At 61.8% G+C, this 18918-nt stretch carries 15 protein-coding genes and 1 pseudogene; 5 read left to right on the top strand and 11 right to left on the bottom strand.

Going from position 1 to position 18918, the window contains the following annotated elements; all coding sequences use genetic code 11:
* Positions 1-86: 86 nt before the first annotated feature.
* The 4 genes from NQ050_RS09200 to NQ050_RS09185 are packed head-to-tail and all read right to left on the bottom strand — an operon-like array spanning position 87 to position 3861.
* A complete protein-coding gene (locus tag NQ050_RS09200; protein ID WP_257039007.1) occupies positions 87-449 on the bottom strand; it encodes a biotin/lipoyl-containing protein in 363 nt (120 codons plus the stop codon).
* Between the two features lie 17 nt (positions 450-466).
* Positions 467-730, bottom strand: a complete 264-nt coding sequence (locus tag NQ050_RS09195; protein ID WP_257039006.1) for a hypothetical protein — start codon at positions 728-730, stop codon at positions 467-469.
* 12 nt (positions 731-742) lie between these two features.
* Positions 743-2299 (bottom strand): acyl-CoA carboxylase subunit beta, encoded by a 1557-nt coding sequence (locus tag NQ050_RS09190; RefSeq protein ID WP_257039005.1) that lies wholly within the window; start codon positions 2297-2299, stop codon positions 743-745.
* Positions 2300-2355: 56 nt separating this feature from the next.
* Positions 2356-3861 carry a methylmalonyl-CoA carboxytransferase subunit 5S gene (locus NQ050_RS09185; RefSeq protein ID WP_257039004.1) on the bottom strand — a complete coding sequence of 502 codons (1506 nt, stop codon included), beginning with the start codon at positions 3859-3861 and terminating at the stop codon, positions 2356-2358.
* A gap of 318 nt (positions 3862-4179) precedes the next feature.
* Between NQ050_RS09185 and NQ050_RS09180 the strand changes: the two genes are divergently transcribed.
* Entirely contained in the window at positions 4180-4839 is a 660-nt protein-coding gene (locus NQ050_RS09180; RefSeq protein WP_257039003.1) for a GNAT family N-acetyltransferase, read from the top strand.
* Between the two features lie 16 nt (positions 4840-4855).
* Here the strand turns inward: NQ050_RS09180 and NQ050_RS09175 are convergent, their stop codons facing one another.
* The 6 genes from NQ050_RS09175 to NQ050_RS09150 form a co-directional block, all read right to left on the bottom strand.
* On the bottom strand, positions 4856-5509 hold the full coding sequence (locus NQ050_RS09175; RefSeq protein WP_257039002.1) for a hypothetical protein: 654 nt from the start codon (positions 5507-5509) through the stop codon (positions 4856-4858).
* 74 nt (positions 5510-5583) lie between these two features.
* Entirely contained in the window at positions 5584-7215 is a 1632-nt protein-coding gene (locus NQ050_RS09170; RefSeq protein WP_257039001.1) for an ABC transporter ATP-binding protein, read from the bottom strand.
* Entirely contained in the window at positions 7212-8969 is a 1758-nt protein-coding gene (locus NQ050_RS09165) for an ATP-binding cassette domain-containing protein (protein ID WP_257039000.1), read from the bottom strand. The genes NQ050_RS09170 and NQ050_RS09165 overlap by 4 nt, the downstream gene beginning before the upstream one ends.
* A 64-nt stretch (positions 8970-9033) precedes the next feature.
* The gene (locus NQ050_RS09160) at positions 9034-10008 is read right to left on the bottom strand and encodes an ABC transporter substrate-binding protein (protein WP_257038999.1); all 975 of its coding nucleotides are present in this window, start codon (positions 10006-10008) and stop codon (positions 9034-9036) included.
* Positions 10009-10125: 117 nt separating this feature from the next.
* Positions 10126-10896 carry an ABC transporter ATP-binding protein gene (locus NQ050_RS09155; RefSeq protein ID WP_257038998.1) on the bottom strand — a complete coding sequence of 257 codons (771 nt, stop codon included), beginning with the start codon at positions 10894-10896 and terminating at the stop codon, positions 10126-10128.
* Positions 10893-12008: an iron ABC transporter permease gene (locus NQ050_RS09150; RefSeq protein ID WP_257038997.1), complete on the bottom strand. Its 1116-nt coding sequence runs from the start codon at positions 12006-12008 to the stop codon at positions 10893-10895. The genes NQ050_RS09155 and NQ050_RS09150 overlap by 4 nt, the downstream gene beginning before the upstream one ends.
* Before the next feature lie 440 nt (positions 12009-12448).
* Here NQ050_RS09150 and NQ050_RS09145 point away from each other — a divergent pair.
* The 4 genes and pseudogenes from NQ050_RS09145 to NQ050_RS09130 form a co-directional block, all read left to right on the top strand.
* Positions 12449-13687 (top strand): annotated as a pseudogene (locus tag NQ050_RS09145) (ammonium transporter); the annotation flags it as partial.
* 340 nt (positions 13688-14027) lie between these two features.
* Positions 14028-15170 (top strand): tyramine oxidase subunit B, encoded by a 1143-nt coding sequence (locus tag NQ050_RS09140; protein ID WP_257038996.1) that lies wholly within the window; start codon positions 14028-14030, stop codon positions 15168-15170.
* Positions 15171-15306: 136 nt separating this feature from the next.
* Positions 15307-16464, top strand: a complete 1158-nt coding sequence (gene solA / locus NQ050_RS09135; RefSeq protein WP_257038995.1) for an N-methyl-L-tryptophan oxidase — start codon at positions 15307-15309, stop codon at positions 16462-16464.
* A gap of 316 nt (positions 16465-16780) precedes the next feature.
* Positions 16781-17383 carry a three-helix bundle dimerization domain-containing protein gene (locus NQ050_RS09130; protein ID WP_257038994.1) on the top strand — a complete coding sequence of 201 codons (603 nt, stop codon included), beginning with the start codon at positions 16781-16783 and terminating at the stop codon, positions 17381-17383.
* 133 nt (positions 17384-17516) lie between these two features.
* On the opposite strand, the gene NQ050_RS09125 is transcribed toward NQ050_RS09130, so the two are convergent.
* Positions 17517-18353, bottom strand: coding sequence for a MerR family transcriptional regulator (locus NQ050_RS09125; protein WP_257038993.1), 837 nt, complete (start codon positions 18351-18353; stop codon positions 17517-17519).
* Positions 18354-18918 lie beyond the last annotated feature (565 nt).

Raw genomic sequence — 18918 nt, 5'->3', positions numbered from 1 at the left:
TATAAACGCTCCCCATGAGCCGAAAACCGACTTCTCGGCTCAGCTCATGGGGAGCAAGTCAAGCGCAGGGTGCGCTTTGGGGGTGGTTAGTCGATTTCCACCAAGGCCTGGCCGCCTTGGACGGAGTCACCCACTGCCACGTTGATGGAGGAAACCACACCGGCGTTGGGGGCGGTGATTTCGGTTTCCATCTTCATGGCCTCGAGCACCAGCAGCACGGTGCCGGCTTCAATTTCCTGGCCTTCTTCCACCAGGATCTTGAATACGGAGCCTGCCAGTGGGGCCACCACAGCGTTGGCGGAGACACCCTGCACGGAGGCGGTTGCTGGCTCAGCATGGGCGCCGCCACCGGAGCCACCGAAGACGATGGAACCCAGTTGGCGCTGCTCTTCCTCGACCTCGACCTCGACAGAGTAGGCGATGCCGTTGACTGTCACGTTGAGTTTCATGTGATGTTCTTTCTGTTCTAGATCTTGGCGCGGATGGAATGCTGCTGGATGGTCTGGCGGCCTTGAGCAGCCCAGGTGCGGTGGCGGGAGAAGTGCACTGCCTTCACCTTGCCACGGTTGCCCAGGTATGCGGAGACTGCTGCGGAGATGGCCATGATGACATCCTCTGGAATTGAGGCGTCGGAGCGGCGGCGGAGCTCGGCGATTTCGGCCTCGGCCGCGTCGAGGCGCTTGCTGAGCTGCGCAACCAGGGCCTGCAGATCCTGTTGAGTTTCAGACATTGTGCCTTCTCCTTACACCGGACCCAGGCCGTGCTTCTTAGCAGGGCGGGTCACGCGCTTGTTGGCCAGAACCTCGAGGGCGTCTGCGATGTGCAGGCGGGTTTCGGCGGGGTCGATGATGTCATCCACCAGTCCACGGGAGGCGGCCATGAATGGAGTGGAGAAGGTCTCCTTGTAGAGGCGGATGAGTTCCTCGCGCTTGGTGGCTGGGTCCTCTGCCTCGGCGATTTCCTTGCGGAACACCACGTTCACTGCACCTTCGGCGCCCATCACGGCGATCTCAGCGGTTGGCCACGCAAACACGCGGTCAGCGCCCAGATCCTTGGAGCACATTGCAAGGTGTGCGCCGCCGTAGGACTTGCGCAGCTCAATGGTGATCTTTGGCACGGTGGCTGCGGAGTAGGCGTAGAGCATCTTGGCGCCGTGGCGGATGATGCCGCCGTGCTCCTGTGCCACACCTGGCATGAAGCCTGGCACGTCCACAAAGGTCACAAGTGGGATGTTGAAGGCGTTGCAGAAGCGGATGAACTGCGAACCCTTGTCCGAGGAGTTGATGTCCAGCACACCGGACATCACGTTTGGCTGGTTGGCAATGATTCCCACGGTACGGCCTACCACGCGGGCAAAGCCCACCACCAGGTTCTGTGCGTAGCCTGCCTGGACTTCCAGGAAGTCGCCGCGGTCTACCACGCGGGTAATGACCTCGCGGACGTCGTAGCCCTTCTTGCCTTCCACCGGCACGATGTCGCGCAGCTCCAGGTCGGGCTCCACGATTGGGTCAGGATCCACGATTGGTGGCTCTTCGGTGTTGTTCTGTGGCAGGAAGCTCAGCAGCTTTTGGGCGATGAGGATTGCCTGCTCGTCATCATCGGCAACGAAGTGGATGTTGCCGGCCTTGGCCATGTGGGCGTCGGCGCCGCCGAGCTGGTCTGCGGTGACGTCCTCGCCGGTGACGGACTTGATCACGCCCGGGCCGGTAATGAACATGTTGGCCTTGCGGGTCTGGATGATGAAGTCAGTCAGCGCTGGGGAGTACGCTGCGCCACCTGCGCAGGGGCCGGCGATGATAGAGATCTGCGGGACCAAACCGGAGAGCAGCACGTTCTGGTAGAACACCTTGCCGTAGCCGGAGAGGGAGTCAATGCCCTCTTGGACGCGGGCTCCGCCGGAGTCGTTGATGAAGATGAATGGGGTGCCTGTGGTAGCCGATGCCTCCATCATGGCGGCAACCTTGTTGGACTGGGTTTCACCTGCGGAGCCACCCATCACGGTGAAGTCCTGGGAGGCAATGTGCAGTGGGCGACCGAAGACGGCACCGGAGCCGGTGACCACACCGTCGGCTGGGGCCACTGCCTTGTCCATGCCGAAGTGGGTGGTGCGGTGCTTGGCAAACATTCCGGTTTCGTGGAACGTGCCTTCGTCGACAAGCGCTTCGATGCGCTCGCGTGCGGTGAGTTTGCCCTGGTCGTGCTGCTTGGCGATCTTTGCCTCGCCGCCGCCGAGGGACACCACGCGACGGGCTTCCTCAAGCTGTTCGAGGCGCTCCGCCATGGTTGGTTCTTGTGACATTGTGTTCACTACTTCCTTTTCTTCAAGCTGGCTGAATGACCTGCCAATAAGGCGGGTTATTCGGCTGGCTCCACTCGGACGGTCTGCTCGCGGCCACCCACGGTGACCTTGTAGGTGATTGGCTCAAGCACAGCTTCGTTTTCGCGCTTCTTGAGCTTTTCTGGGTCCTTGCCTACGTTCTTGGGGCCTTCTGGGCGGGTCTTGAAGAACCCTGGCGCCACGCCTGGGAACAGTGCGTTGGTGAGCACGTCTTCGTCGGTGCCGTCGAAGCCTTCGAGCTTGGAGGCCTCCTCGACCAGCTTGTCCCACTCGGGCTCGAGAAGGTCTGCGGGGCGGACGGTAATTTCTTGCTTCTTGGTCTGCGCTTCTGCCTGCTTCACCAGGTCTGCGTTGCGCTCGCCGATGCACTCGCCGTAGTAGCCCAGCATGAGGTCTGCGAACTCGGCGGTCATCACCTTGTAGCGGCCCATGAGGACGTTGAACACGGCTTGGGTGCCCACGATCTGGGAGGAAGGGGTGACCAGTGGTGGGTAGCCTGCGTCCTTGCGCACGCGGGGCACTTCTTCCATCACTTCATCAATGCGGTCGCCTGCACCCTGTGCGGTGAGCTGGGACTCCATGTTGGAGAGCATGCCGCCTGGGATCTGGGAGAGGAAGATGTTGGTGTCCACCAACGTTTTGGACTCGAACTCCTTGTACTTGGGGCGAACCTTCTTGAAGTGGTCACGGATGTTGATCAGGCGATCCATGTCCAGGTCCGTGTTGTAGCCGGTGCCTTCCAACATTTCCACCAGGGATTCGGTGGGGTTGTGGCCTGGGCCGAGCGACATGGAAGAAATTGCGGAGTCCACAACGTCTGCGCCGGCCTCGATGGCCTTCATGAGAGTGACCAGGGTGACGCCCGTGGTGGAGTGGCAGTGGACGTTGATCTGGGTGTCCTCGCCGTAGGTTTCCTTGATGCCACGGATGATGTCATATGCAGGCTGTGGCTTGAGCAGGGCTGCCATGTCCTTCAGGGCGATGGAATCTGCACCCATGTCCAGCAGGCGCCCGGCCAGGTCCACATATCCCTGCACATCGTGCAGTGGGGAGACGGTGTAGCAGATGGTGCCCTGCGCGTGGCCATCGACCTTCTTCACGGCCTGCATGGCGTGCTCCAGGTTGCGGGGATCATTCAGCGCGTCGAACACGCGGAATACGTCCATGCCGTTTTCCTTGGACTTCTCCACGAACTTGTCCACCACCATGTCCTCATAGTGGCGGTAACCCAGGAGGTTCTGGCCGCGCAGCAGCATTTGGAGGCGGGAGTTTGGCATCAGTTTGCGGAAGGTGCGCAGGCGCTCCCATGGGTCCTCGTTGAGGAAGCGGATGCAGGCGTCAAAGGTTGCGCCGCCCCAGCATTCCACGGACCAGAACCCGGCCTTGTCAATGTCCTCGCATGCGTCCACCATGTCTTCCATTGCCAAGCGGGTGGCAAAGAGGCTCTGGTGAGCGTCACGGAGGGCTACTTCTGTCACTCCAATTGTCCTGGAGGTTTCTGACTGGCTATGTGGTTGGCTCATGTCCTCGAATGTATGCCAAATCAACCAGCAGCGCAGCAGGTGACCTATCTTCCCAATCACCTCCCGGAGTGAAGTTCTTCACACTTGAACACAGTTGCTTCAAAGAACGAAAATGCCCGTTCGGACATTTATGCATGTAGCAGGGGCGGTGATTCAAAAATAAGGCAACACAAACCCGCCTTCACGGACGGTTTTCGGGTGCGTGGAGCGTGAAAAAAATCGCAGAAAAATTTTTGGTGAACACTTCCCTCACCCGCCGGTTGAGGCCTCATACTTTGCAGCGCACACCAGGCGGGCACGTCGGTAGGCTGTGCGGTGATGTGCCCACACAACCCTTCCCCCGACTTTTCCATCCGCACCGCCTCACAGCAGGACGTTCCCGCGGCCGCCGAAGTGCTCGCCGGTGCCTTCGCTCAGGACCCCTCGGCGCAAGTCTTCGTGGCCGGCCGCAGCCCATCCAGCGCCGCGCAAGCACTGAGGCCGCTGCTTGAGGAGGTCATCACGCATCACTACCTGCGCAGGGGCAGTGTCGACGTCGCCAGCACCCCAGCAGGCAAGATCCTTGGCGTGGCGCTGTGGCAGGCCCCGCGGCAACGCATGAGTCTGCCGACGCTCGCACGTTTAGGCGTGGTGTTGGTGCGCCACATGGGCATTGGCGCGGTGTGGCGCTACCTGCGCAATGAAGCACGCAATGCCGGGCTCCACCCCAAGTTTGCCCACTGGTATCTGTTCATGATCGGCGTGGCTGAGGGCACCCAGGGGCTCGGCGTGGGCGGCGCGCTGCTGCGCCACGGCACCGAGCGCGCCGGGGAGACTGCCTGCTATTTGGAGGCCAGCACCCCGGACTCGGCGGCGCTGTACGCGCGCCATGGCTTTGTGCCGATGGGCGCAACCAACGGAACCGCGAATACCGCCATTCCCGAATACGGCATGTGGCGCCCCGGCGCGATGCCGCAGCGGGACGCCAGCGGAGACTAGCGCTGATGAGCGCGCACTAGTACATCATGACCTCAGCCCCGTTCCCTCCGGTACAACGGATGGTCTTGTTGGGGTTGTTCACGCATTGCATGCTGTAGGTTTGCCCAGTTGCCGGGCTGTACACGTTCACGGTGCGCGGGAGGGTGTCGCGGACGTTTTCCTCCGTGGCGTTGAGCCCGGCAGTGAGCACCTCCATGGTGGCAACCGCGAACTCAGGTGAGGTGTTGGGGCCATTGCCCACCAGATGTAGGCCAAATCCATCACCGTAGACCTGGACGGTGACCTCGGTTCCGTCGAGGTTCACCCGGCTGCCTTTCCGAGTATCCGGCGGGATCACTGGACGGGTGTCTCGCCCAGGTGGGTTGGCTTGTGCGCTCGGGGTTGGTTGGTTTGCTTGGGTTTGATTGGCTCGAGTCTGATTTGCTTGGGTTTGTGGCGCTGGCTCCAGACTCACAAGGCCGCTCGGAGGTGTAGTGGTTGTTTGGGTTTGGGTTTGCGTCTGTGTTTGGGTGACGGTGGTTGCAGCCACGGTGGTGGTGGCTTGCGTGCTTTGTTCCTCCGCGGGCTGGGAGTTGCCGCAGGAAACCAAGGCCGTGCTCACGCCCAGCACAGCCGCAATTGAGGCGAGACGAAACGCGCGTGACCTCTTCAAGGGGCGATTTGCGTTCATAGTGCCGATCCTAACGGCCACGTTGCCGCCCCGCCGCGGCATGAGGAAAAACTTATCGAATCCTTTTGGAACCCTTATGTGCTGGTCCCAAAGGGTTCGGAGGTATCGGGAGAATCGGAAGTATCGGGGAATTGCAACACTTGTAGTTCTTTGCCGCCTAGGGTGGCGTCGGCAGCGCTGTGGGTGACTTCCACGAGCGTCACGCCGGGTAGGAGTTCGGGCAGCCGTTCCCGCACGGCCTGGGCAAGCGCCGGGTCGAGGTGGGCGGTGGGCTCGTCGAGGAGCAAAATCTCCGGTTCCTGCAGCACTGCCCGCGCGATGCCGAGGCGTGCGAGTTGGCCGCCGGACCAAGTGCCCATCGGGGCGCTGAGATCTGCGGCAACTTCACTGAGTTCCAGGGCATCGAGGACTTCCCGGATGCGCGCCTGCTCCACCGGCGCCCCGAGGGTGAGGTTGAATCCCACGGTATCCGGGAAGGTGACCGCCTTTTGTGGGGCATAGGCGATGTGCTCGCGGAGCTCATGTGGAGCAATCTCATGCACCGGGATGCCGTCAATGCTCACTTGACCTGCGGAGTCGAGCTGCATGATGGTGCGCAGCAGCCTGGTTTTGCCCACGCCGGAGGGTCCGCGCACCAAGAGGTGTCCCGCGGGAGGGACGGAAACGCTCGCAGTGCCAGCTCCTTGCAGCCGCAGCTCGCCGGGATATGTTGGCCAGGGTTTGCCTTCCTGAGCGGGCGGGTTGGTGCTGAGCTGCTGGACGCGCCGTGCCGACGCCCACGCCGCCGCAAGGGAAGGGGTGAGCTGTTCCATTGCTGCTCCATGGAGACCACTCACGAGGACAATCGCCGTGGCTAGCGCTGCCTGTTGCCCGGAGAGCCCGATGAACCACAACAAGGTAGGGCCGCCGAGCAGGCCCAGGGTGAGCAGGGCGTTTCGGGCAGCTGTGATGGTTGCCAGGGTTCGCTGCTTGGCGTGAATGTGGCCGTCTACCGTGCTGATGCGGGCGCGGATTTTGGGCTGCATGCGGTAGTTGATGATCTCGCTGTGGCCGAAGACGGCGTCCGTGACCCGGTGGGAGATCTCCCCGCGTAATTGCGCCACTTCGTGGTTTGTGGCGAAAATGCGGCGGACTCCGAGTATCGCGCTGGCCCACACCACCGCGATACTGCCAAACGCAATCAGGGCTGCCGGGGTGTCCCCTGTTGCCGCGAGCACGAGGCCCGCTGCGAGGAAGGGGGTGAGCAGTGCCGTGGTGGCCGGCACCAGGGTGTGCGCGTAGAACACTTCCAGCCGGTCGATGTCTTTGGTGAGCCGTTCTACAAGGTCCCCGCTCAAGGAGCGCGATTGGGAATGAGGGTGTTCGTGGTGGTGCCGGTTGGCGTCGAATTGGGCGAGCAGCCCAGCGAAGGCTTTGGCGCGCAGTTGTTCTAGCACCTTGAATGCCACCCAGTGGCCGGCGAATTGCTCGCCGTAGCGCAACAGGGCTTTGGCCAAGCCCAGCACCACGGCAACCACCACCCATACCAAGTTGTGCTGGAACACGGCAAGCAGACCTGCACAGTACATGCCGATTGCCGCGATGAGCCCAAGCAGCCGCGCCAGCGCACTGAGTGCGAGCGCTGGCCGAAAGCCCTGAGTTTCCGCAGCGAGCCAGGAAGCGGTTGAAGGTGTTGGCGTTGGCAGTGCGTTGGTATGTGTGCTCATTGCTGCTCCTGGCCGATCTCGATGTGGGTGGCGTTGGGCAGGGTTGCCCCCGGAACGTGGCTGACCAGCACCACCGCGTGAGTGGCGGAGAGCTCAGCGAGCACATCCATGATGGCGTGGTGGGTGGCTTGGTCCACGTGGGCCGTGGGCTCGTCGCACAGCAGAACCTGCTTCCCCGCCAGCAACGCGCGGGCAATGCTGATCCTTTGCGCTTGGCCGGCGCTCACGTTGGTGCCGTCCTCCCCCACAGGCGTGGCCAGCCCACGCTCCTGTGCAAAATCTTCGAGTTGCACCGTTGCGAGCACCGAAAGCAGGGCCTCATCTGTTGTTACAGCCGAGCCACCTTCATCCGCGGGCATGGCAAGTTCCAGATTTTCGCGCAGGCTACCGGTGAACAGCCAGGTACGTTGCGCAATCAACGCGCTGCCTGCCTCCGGCAACACCAGCTCGCTTGTCGCATTCCCGGAGTGGCCGCCATGACCATTGGGCGCTGCCAGCGGCAGGGTGCCGTGCAGGGCCGCGATCACACTGGATTTGCCTGCGCCGGAAGGCCCAGTGAGCACCACCGGGCGCCCAGGTGCGGCGTGCAGATCAAGGCCCTGCACAAGGGTTCGGCCTTGGCGCGCAATGGTGGCGTTGCTCAGGCGAACCTCGTTGTCTGGGCCCACGATTATGGTGACGTTTTCAGGTGTTTGTTCACCACTGCGCTGTGTAAAACGAGCTCGGAACTTGCCCATTGCGCCACCGGCGGCGCGGCCGGCCATCCCGATGTAAAAGAAGCTGCCCACCAGTTGCAGTGGCGTGGTGAGCACCAAGCTCACGAGCACCAACGCCACGGCTTGGCCTTCGGTGAGCGCACCTGCTTGCATACGCGCCACCGCTATCAGCACGCTCACCGCGGTGGTGGCCAGGGCAAACGCTGCCTCGGAAACAAAAAGCACCAACTGGTTGCGCGCGAGCAACGCCATCGTGGCCTTCCGGTTGCGTTCACCCGCATGCGCCAACATCGAGTGCACCCGCTGGCCCGCCCTGCCAAGCACGATTGTTTCCATACCGCGAATTATTGCGGTGAACTGCGCGGCAAGGGTGACACGCATCCGCCTGGATGCACCAGCCTGGGCGCGGAACTTTCGCTGGAACCAGCCGATCGTTACCGGGGCAAGGGGAAGCACGAGCAGCAACACCAGTGCGCTCAGCCAATCCACGGCCACCGCTAGAAGCGCGAGCACCGCTATTGGGCCAAGCACTGCGCCAGCCACTTGGCCTTGGAATCCATCGTGGTTGTTGGTGTATTTCTCCACGTCTTGGGTGAGGAGCGCAACGTCCGCGCCCTCGTCGGAGGCCCCTGACCTACCACCGCCCGAGGCAGGATTTGGCGGGCGGTATTCAGGCACGGACCACAACGCACTCAGCAGGCCCGCACGGACGCGGGCCTCGGCGGCCCGAGGGCGTTCGAGCTGCAGGAAGCTCGCCGAGGATGCCGCAAGCAGCATGGTCAGCAGCCCGCACAGCACAACACCAACTGCAAAGGGCAAGCTGTGTGCGGATGGGGCGGAGGTGGTGACGTCGAAAAGCATCCCCACACCCACCGCCCACAGTGCCCAGCCGAAGTATCGTGCGGCGTTAGCGAGCGCGATTTGCCGCGTGGCCGCATGGCGCAGTGCAGGCAACAGGCCAAACCCACCCCCGCCGCGCCCATGCGGAGGTTGCGCGGCATGAGGGTGTGAGGGTTTGTGCTGCGTTGGATGGCTCATGAGTGGCAGTGTAATGTGCGGGCGGGACACGCCCCGTTTACCCCTTTTGACCTGTGGTGATGGCTTAGTTCATCTGCTTGAGGTTGTTCAGGATCGCGCGGTATCCCTCGGGGGTCTTCAGGCCGGAAATGCCGGAAGCCTCGCTTTGGGAAATCACATACACGCGGTTGTGTTGAATTGCAGGAACGCTCGCCACTGCGGGGTTGTTCAGCAGGGACTCAAAAGGTGCGATGCCCTTGCCCTGGAAATCCTCCACGAACAGGACTTCGGGGTTGGCTTTGAGGAGCTGTTCGGCGTCGATCGGGCGGGTGTTTTGCAAGCCGATGGCCTGGGCCTGGTAGGTCGCACCGGCGCGCGTGATCAGCCCCGGCAGCATGAGGCCCTGGTCCATCGCCATCACCTGCGGGCCGCGGACCATCAGCGCCAACGCGGTGGGGCCGTCAGTGAGTGCCTGGGCATCGAGGGCGGCGATCTCCTCCTCAAATTGCTTCACTTGCCGCTCTGCCTCATCCTTGAGCCCAATCGCCTGGCCAATCGTGCGGGTTGCTGCCGCCACGCCCTCTGGGGTGCCAAATTGCTCCGGGTCCACCACCAAAGACTGCACGCCGGTTGCCTCAAGCTGCTGCGCCAGCGTCTCCTCACCGCCGTGACGAGTGGTGGTAATCACCAGGTCAGGGCTCAACGCGAGCACCTGTTCCACCTCGGGATCGGTGCCAGGGGGCAGCGTTGCTTCCACACCGGCGGGTGCCTCCACGCTCGCCGGCACCGCAACCACACGTTCGCCGCCGGTGAGAGCAAGAACGACGCCCGCGACGTCACTGGTCACCGCCACAATCCGCTGCGGCTGTGCGGTTTCCTGTGCAGAAGCCTGCTCGCTCGGTGCAGCGGAGGCCGCCGCACTGGTGGCTTGAGTTGTTTCTTGGGATGGTTGCTCCTGCGCCGGGCTGCAGGCGCCGAGCACAGCCAGCGCAACACCAGCGCACACAAGGCGCGCCGAGAAACCGGACTTCAACGCGAACGGGCGGGCAATCTTTTTCAAAGCAAAACTCCTTTACTTCATATGGATGTAATGTTCGACATTTCTGCAGCTCAGCACACCAGCGCACCAGCGCACCAGCGGCGCCAGCACGCCTGCAAGTTCAACGCGCCTGCAAGATCAGCGCGCCTGCACCTGGAGTGCCCCTGTACGAGGGTGCGCGCTCACCTCCACCTGCACCCCGAAGGCCTCACTGAGGATGGTGGTGGTGAGCACCTCCGGCGGGGAGCCAGAGCGCGCAATGCCTCCGTGTGCGAGCAGCACGAGCTGGTCACTAAAGCGGGCTGCCAAGGAAAGGTCATGCACAACTGCCACCACCAGGCGTTGTGGATTTTCGGCGACCCACTGCCGCAGCAGGCGCATCACTTTTGCCTCATGGGAAATGTCCAGGGCACTGGTGGGTTCGTCCAGCAGTAGTGCTTTGGGCTCTTGGGCTAGTGCCCGCGCCAAGCTGGTGAGCTGCTGCTGGCCACCCGACGTGTGCCGCACCGGCTTGTGCGCCCAGTCCAAAGCCCCAGCTTGTGTGAGTGCTTGCTCTACTACTTCGGCGTCTTGTGCCGTGAGGGTGTCAAAGCGGCGTAGTCGCGCGTAGCGAGCCAGTTCCACGAACTGCCTGCCGGAGAACTCGATGCCTGGCGGGAGTTGCTGGGGAACATATGCCACCTTCCGCGCGCGTTGCCGCGGGTGGAGTGTGCGGGCCTCGGCGGCGTCGATACGCATGCTCCCGCGGTAGGGATGCAGGGAGAGCATCGCCTTGAGCAGTGTGGATTTGCCCGCGCCGTTGGGGCCGACAATCGCATGTACCTGCCCCGGCGCGAACGTGTGCGTGAGTTCCTTCAGCACCCCGGCGCGGCCGTAGCTCACGGAAACCCCTCGCAGTTCCAGCATCATCCTTGGCCCCCTTGCTGCTGTTTTGCTGCCCGAATCACCAGGAAGAGCAGGAAAGGTGCACCGAAAAGCGCGGTGACGACGCCCGTCTGCAGGGCAACAGGCTGCCAGACCAGCCGGGCGGTGACGTCGGCGCAGACGAGCAGCACGCCGCCAAGCAGGGCGCTCGCGGGAAGGAGCAGTCGGTGATCGCTGCCCCACAAGAGGCGGACAAGGTGCGGGACGACCAAGCCCACGAAGGCGATAATGCCGGTGATCGCCACGCCGCTGGCGGTGGTGAGCGCGGCTGCGAACAGAACGATTTGTTTGGTACGCCCCACCTGCATGCCGGAGGTGTGGGCGATGGCCTCGCCGGCTGCGAGGAGGTTGAGTTCGCGTGTGTGCAGCCCCACCACAATCATGCCGAGCAGCAGGGGCAGGATCACGAGCTTGATGTCAGCCATGGTGGTGCCCGTGAGGTCTCCGTTGAGCCAGAACATTGCGGAACGGGCGTCCTCGGCATCAACTGCGTTGGCGATCACCGCCGCGATCACCGCCCCGAGGAAGGCGTTGAGTGCCACACCTACCAACAGGATTGTGTGGGAGGAACCGCGCGCCGCGATGGCTTGCACCACCACAACCGCAAGCAGCGCACCGGCAAAGGCGCCGAGCGGCAACATCAGCGGATGCACGGAGCTCAACCCGGTGGTGATGGCCAGCACCGCGACCACCGCTGCACCACTGGATACGCCGGTGATTCCGGGTTCGGCCAAGGGGTTGCGGAACACGGACTGCATGGCAGCTCCAGCCACCGCAAGGCTCGCGCCCACCAGCGCGGCAGTGAGTGTGCGCGGGAGACGCACTGCGGTAACCAGGGCGTGGGCGGAGTCTTGAGCGGTGGAGTTGGCAGTGCTTGTGAGCGTGTGCGCGAGGGCGCTCAGCGTTTGCCCAGGCTGGAAGCCCAAGGGGCCGAGGCTTGCACCAAGAAACACCACGGCGATCAGCAGTGCCCCGAGACCGAGCATTAACAGGCCAAGCCGACCCTGCCGGAGCTGCGAGACCTGGCGGAGTTCTTGGACCTCCCGGCGCGAGCTGGGGAAGGCTTCACGGGAGGCTTCCTGCTGCTGGTGTGGCATAGTTACTCCTCCTTCTCTTTCGCGCGCAGCTTGTTTCGTCCGTACCGCCAGCGTCGCCCAGGCAGCGTAAATTCATGCAGTCATAGCAGTTTTCACACGCCTGAGTTTTCAACAAGTTTTCATTAATGGAAATGCTTTCCATTAAACACAAGGGCAAAGGGTAACCCAATCCACCTTCAGACACAAGCGATTCAGTCAAAACGACATTCAAGTCGGACACCCCTCCCCCCTCGCCGGGGTTAGCGGCCAAATAATCACTCAAATTCACAATCCCTATAAGCCATGAATAGGACCTATCGCCTGAACTTAAACCCGGCCCCGCGGGGGTAGAAACACGGTTTTCTATTGCGTGACAGGTTTCAGTGTCCTAGCTTTTCTATCAGCCAATAGGTTTTGTGGCGAATATGGCGTAACAGAGTTTGAGAAAAGGGGTGAACACGTTGGACGCAGCAGATATTGCATGGATTCTGACGGCCATCGCTTTGGTCAGCCTGATGTTCCCAGGCCTAGCATTCCTCTACGGAGGCATGCTTGGCCAGGGGCAGGTGCTGAATATGGTGATGATGGTGATGGGTTCACTCATTGTCACGGCAATCGTGTATGTGGGAATCGGCCACGGCCTCGTGGTGGGAGATTCCCTCGGTGGACTGGGAATCATTGGTAACCCAAGCGGTTACTTTGGCCTTCAAGGCGGCATGAATGACGACGGCGAGTATGAAGCCCTCTGGGGCGCCTTCTTCTACCTCTTCGCAGCAATCTCACTGGCACTGGTAGCCTCCGGCGCTGCAGGACGCATGAAGTTTGGCGCGTGGCTAGTCTTTGGCGCCATTTGGCTCCTGCTGGTCTACGCCCCAATGGCTCACTGGGTGTTTGCACTCAGCGATGAAGAAACCGGGGTGGTGGGCGGCTGGATGCGCAACAACCTGCACTTCCACGACTTCGCAGGCGGCACCGCAATCCACATGAACGCCGGCGCCAGCGGCCTAGCATTGGCTTATGTGTTGGGCCCCAGGAAGGCGGGCATGGGAAGGCCACACAACCTCCCTCTCATGATGGTGGGCGTTGGCCTCCTGGTTGCAGGTTGGTTGGGCTTCAACGGCGGCACTGCTGGTAGCGCCTCCTTCTTGGCAACCTACGTCGTCCTCACCTCTCTCATGTCCGTGGCCGGTGGCGCGCTGGGATTCATTGTGATCGAACGCATCCTCACCAAGAAGCCCACCATGTTGGGCATGGGCACCGGCATCATCGCAGGTCTGGTAGGCATCACGCCATCCGCGGATGCAGTCAGCCCAATGCAGGCCGTGCTGGTCGGTTTCTGCGCTTCCGCCGCAGCAGCGTGGGCAATTTCTTGGAAGAGGCAGCACCACATTGACGACTCCCTGGACGTATTCGCAGTCCACGGCATTGCCGGCATCGCGGGCGCACTGTTTGTGATGCTCTTTGGCAACCCGCAGGCACCAGCAGGCGTGGTAGGCATCTTCCGCGGCGGAGACATCAGCATCTTCTGGAGCGAGCCGATCGCAATCGTTGTGACCATTGCATACTCCTTCGGCATGACTTGGCTGATCGCGACCCTCCTCAACAAGATCACCCCAATCCGCATCAACAGTGAGGATGAAGCGGGCGGTATTGACCTCATGATCCACGCTGAATCCGCCTACGACATGCGCACCTTCGGCCCAAGCCAACTCTCCAAAGCGATGGAGCAGCGCCCGCAGGCAAGCGGCAAAGAAGCAGCGGTACCGACGCCACCGCCGCCGTCGGCACAGGCAACAGCGCCAGCGTCGGCTCCAGAACCGGAATCGGAACCGGAATCAGAATCGGAGGTCTTGCTGTCGGCCGACCCAGCGTCGGTTTCTGCGGAACTTCAACCAAGCAGCCCACGCTAGCAACCTGGTTAGTATGAACCCCCTCCCCCTCATCTTTCCTTCCCTCACCCAATAGGAGCACCGGCACGCAAATACTGCAAGCAAGACGTGCGTGCCGGTTGCCCCACAATCTTTCACATAAGGAGCCCCCATGAGCAATAACACCGCGATTGATTTTCTGTACCTCTCTGAGCCCGACATGATCGAGGCTGGAGTCACAGACATTGCCAAGTGCATTGACGTGATGGAAGAAACGCTGGTGCTGCTCGCAGACGGCGACTACCGCATGGCTGGCCAGAACGCGAACTCCCACGGCGCCATGATCGGTTTTCCCGCCGAACCAGAGTTTGAGGAAATGCCGAAGGACGGCCCAGACCGTCGGTTCATGGCTATGCCCGCCTACTTGGGTGGTCGTTTCCGTGGGGCGGGTGTGAAGTGGTACGGCTCGAACGCGGAAAACCGCAAGCAGGGCCTCCCCCGATCCATCCACACGTTTGTGCTCAACGACGCAGACACCGGCGCCCCCAAAGCCATTATGTCCGCCAACCTCCTGTCCGCATACCGCACTGGCGCGGTCCCCGGCGTGGGCGTGAAGCTGTTTGCCAAGGAAGATGCCGAGGTTGTGGGCGTGGTGGGTCCCGGCGTGATGGCCCGCACCCTCCTGGAAGCAGTCTTGGCACTGCGCCCAGGGATCACAACCATTAAGGTCAAGGGCCGCTCCGCCGGTTCCACCGAAGCCTTTGTGGAATACGTTAAAACGAAGTTCCCGAGCGTGGGCACCGTGGTGGCGGTGGATTCCGTGGATGAGGCCTCGCAGGATTCTGACATCATCATTGCCGCCACCACCACTGACGCCGCCGGCTCGGAGGCATTCCCATACTTCCAAAAGCAGTTTCTCAAACCAGGCGCCCTGCTGCTTCTTCCAGCCGCCGCCCGCTTTGATGACGAGTTCATCCTCTCTGGCGAGGCCCGCCTGGTCCTGGACTACCAGGGCCTCTACGACGCATGGGCGGAAGAATACGGCACCGAGGCCTACCAACTTCTGGGCATTCCGGGCACCCACTTCCATGACCTCATGCGCGAAGGCAAGCTGGACCCCTCGCGCCTTGAGCAGATCGGGGACATCTCCGCAGGCCGCATCCCCGGGCGCCGAAGCGAAGACGAGATCATCCTCTACTCCGTTGGCGGCATGCCGGTGGAAGACGTGGCTTGGGCCACCGAGGTCTACGAAACCGCACGCGAAAAGGGCATCGGAGTGAGCCTACCGCTATGGGAAGCCCCAGCCCTGGCCTAACCCAACAGCGCCCGCCACACAACGCCCGCAACGGTAGCACCGCCGTACTGTGTGCGGGCGCTGGCGGCGTCGGCACGCTCCAAAATTCACCGCACGCTCCAATATTCACACCACCGCACAGCAAGGGGTCTTTCACATGGCAAAGAAAACAATCGTGGTCATCGGCTTGGGAACCATGGGATCAATGAGTTTGTGGCAGCTTTCCAAACTCGCGCAGCGCTTTGACCTGGAGGTTATTGGCGTTGAGCAGTTCGGGCTATCGCACAGTTATGGCGCGTTTACGGGTGAGTCCCGGCTGTTTCGCACGGCGTATCACGAGGGCGAGAAGTATGTGCCGCTGCTCAAGGAGGCGCGCAGTTTATGGAAGGAGCTCGGTGCGGAGGCCGGCCGCGAGCTGCTGCTGGACTTCGGTTGCCTCAACGTGGGGCGCAGCACCGACGCTCCGTTTGTTCGCCTAAGGGAGTCGATTGAAAAGCACGGCCTGCCCTACGAGGAGCTGGATGCCCAGGCACTGCGCGACCGCTACCCTGGGCTGGATTTCCAAGACAACGAATCCGGCATCGTGGACCTGCTCGGGGGCGCCATGCGGCCCGAACTCGCCGTGTATTCCGCTGTTGAACAGGCAAAACTCAACGGTGCGAAGGTGCTTGAGCACACGGAGATCACCGCGGTGACGCAGCTCGAAGGCGGCGGCGTGGAAATTGTTGCCGGGGATCAGACCATCGTGGCCGACTGCGCGGTGGTCACCTCCGGCGCTTGGAGCAAACTGGTGCTGCCGCAGCTCGCCCCGCTCATCGAGGTGCGCAAGCTGGTGCTCACGTGGTTCCTGCCCAAGATCGCCGGGGAGTTCGACCCCCAAAACCTCCCCACGTTCATCCGCGACCGCGGCGACTTCCACCTCTTTGGCGCGCCCTGCGTGGACGGCTACTCGGTGAAGATTTCCGGCCTGGACCTGTGGGGAGGCCCGGAGACGGACCGGATTGAAGACTGCGACCTGCGCTTGGATCGCCAGGCGCTCAGCGAGTTCGGCCAGCAGGTCACCGAGCTCTTCCCCGGCGTCCACCCGGAGCCCAACCGCTATTCGGTGCACTTTGACACCTACACGGCAGACAAGACCCCGATCATGGACAGAGTCGGAGACGTGGTGGTCGCCACCGGCTTCTCCGGACACGGCTTCAAGATGGCCCCAGCCGTGGGCAAGCTCTGCGCGGAGCTGGCAACCCAGGCGCACACCGAGCTCATGCACCCGAGCTTTGCCATCCAGGCGCACGAACCAGTGCATGCTGCAGTGTAACGCCGAGCGAATCAAGGGAATTGCCGACGCCCCCAAGGTCACACCTCGCGGTGCTGCTTGGGGGCGCGCTGCTGCTTTAGTGGGGGAAGGCGTGACACGCCCAAAGTGCAATATTTTCAAGAATTTTTAAGGTTGTATTTTCCAAGGTCAGGGCTACTTATGGAAACTTTTTCACGTTTGGGAGTTGCATAGTTCACACCGCAATGCGCTAAAGTGAACAACAGGTAAACAGCAAGTGGCCGGAAGTTGCCTTTTATCTTATGCATGGACAAACTTCCAGCCCTGAGACTTTTGAGAAAGTGGGTGGGTACACATCATGCTCCACAACATCAACGCAAAGCGCTTTGAAACGCTCCGCGCGGACCTGCACGCCGCATTTGGGCATGCTCACTCCGCTGAGGCAATAGACGCAAAGCTGGACCAACTCATCGCCGAGCACACCGCAAAGGCCACCCTGGAAGAGTTCATCCCCTTGTTCGTGGAACGCGAGGCCAATGAATACTTCGGCGAGCACCGCATTCACGTGCGCTTCGCCGCCGGCACCAACGCAGCCCTGGCAAACGCTGCCGTGGCACTGACCAAGAAGTACGCCGGCGAGGCCCTTTACGTGGACGCCGCAGCAAGCCACCCCGAAAACGCCGCCATTGGACACATGCAAAAGGTGTTCAATGAGCGCGGCCTGGCCGCTGCCCCACGGCACACCAACGACGTGCGCACCGTAGCCATGCCGGACTTCATCGTGTTCTTGGGTACCGACGCTCCCCGCGACGAGGCTGGCAAGGAAGTCAAGGTCTGGCCTGTGGCCAAGGCTGAGACGCTGGAGCAAAGCCGCGAACTCGCAGACGACCTCGAGGCCCGCGTGCTCTACATGCTCAACAAACTCGGCATTTCCCCAGTTGAAGAGTCTGTCTACGCCTAAGCGGACAGCACAAACCCCTATAGCGGAGCCCACTACTTGTTCAAGCAGTGGGCTCCGTTTTTTTGCTCCCCTATTCCATCCTGGGATGCACCTGGGCTGCCTGGCTGGAGGGGGTTGGGCGGCGGAAACTGCCCTATTCCCAAGTGGGCTGCTCCAGGTCCACCCCCTGCTCCTGCGCTACGTGAGCGATGGCATCCGCCAGCCACTGCGCGAGACCCGGCTGCTGCTGTTCGTAGTAGCTGCGGAACCGAGGGTCGGCGATGTAGCCGCGAGAAATCAGGTAGTGCTTGGCCGGGGTGACCGGGAAGAACTCGCTAAGGACCTCGCGGTGGGCGGCTACCAGCGCGGCGGCCTCTTGGGAATCGGTGGGAATGGCCTCGCGGGCAGCTTGGGCAAGGCGGGCGTCGATGGCGGCGAATCGTTGCTTGTTCGCCTCCCAATCCTGGGCGGTCCACTTTGCGGTACGCTGCTGGCTGACCTGCCAATCCTGCGAGTCGCCGTAGCGCTGCTCGGCCTCCTGCTGGTGCTCGGCAAAGTTGGCGTCGCCGAGGATTTCACCGATCTGCTGTAAGTTCAACTCTTCTTTATTCATATGCTTCTCCAATAGCGTTTCCACAGCCTGCAGCATTGCCTCCACCCCGGCGCGCTGTTGCTCAAGGCGGGCGCGTTGACGGCGCAGGTGCTCCAGACTTTCCTGTTCGCCCTCCAAAAGGGCCTTAATTTCCGCAAGCTTCATCCCCGTTGCCCGGTAGATCATCACCTGCTGCAGGCGCTCAATTTCGCGTGCAGAATACAGGCGATAGTTCGCCCAACTTCGCCACTGCGGCTCAACCAACCCCAATGACTCCCAATAGTGCAACGTGCGCACCGTAAGGTTCAGCTCCTGGGCGACCTCCCCCACCGTGTAGAGGGGTTCGGCGGCTTGGTAGTCGGTGTTGTTAGAGATGTTGGGTGTGTTGGGGGCTTGCATGTGTTTCATTGTTGCGCCTCACGCTGCGTGAGGGTCAAGTGCAACGCTGGCACAGGAGTTGAGCGCGTTGGAGGTTGGGGTCATTGGGCATTGTTGTTTTGGTGGATATGACACGTTGGTCGATAGCTCAAAGTCGATAGGGCGCGGATTTCCCGGATTTTGCCCTCCCTATCGACCAACACATCGCCCTATCGACTTTGGGCTATCGACCAACGCCCGCAAAGCCAAGCGCTTCCGACGCTACCAACTGGCCCTACCCCGTTACCCCAGTTAACGAAAATGTTCCGTCATCACCTACTCCGAGGGTGACCGCATCTCGTTCACCCCACGCCGCACGCCGGGAGTCGGGAGTCGGGAGGCGGGGCCTCACTGGCGACGAACATGAATTGTTGTGCCTGTGGGGCAGTTGCTTCGAGTGCTGACTAATTCAGGCAATTTTGAAGTGTCCCGGGTTTTGTTCCGTTTGAGTAGATGGGAAAATCTGGAACATGCCAAAGAAGTTTGATCAGGATGCGAAGGACCGTGTGGTCCGCTTGGTTGAGGATCGTATTCTGGCGGAGAATCT

This window comes from Corynebacterium sp. 122RC1, from assembly GCF_024580955.1.
Taxonomy (GTDB): domain Bacteria; phylum Actinomycetota; class Actinomycetes; order Mycobacteriales; family Mycobacteriaceae; genus Corynebacterium; species Corynebacterium kozikiae.
This window is presented reverse-complemented; position numbering and strand designations above follow the sequence as displayed.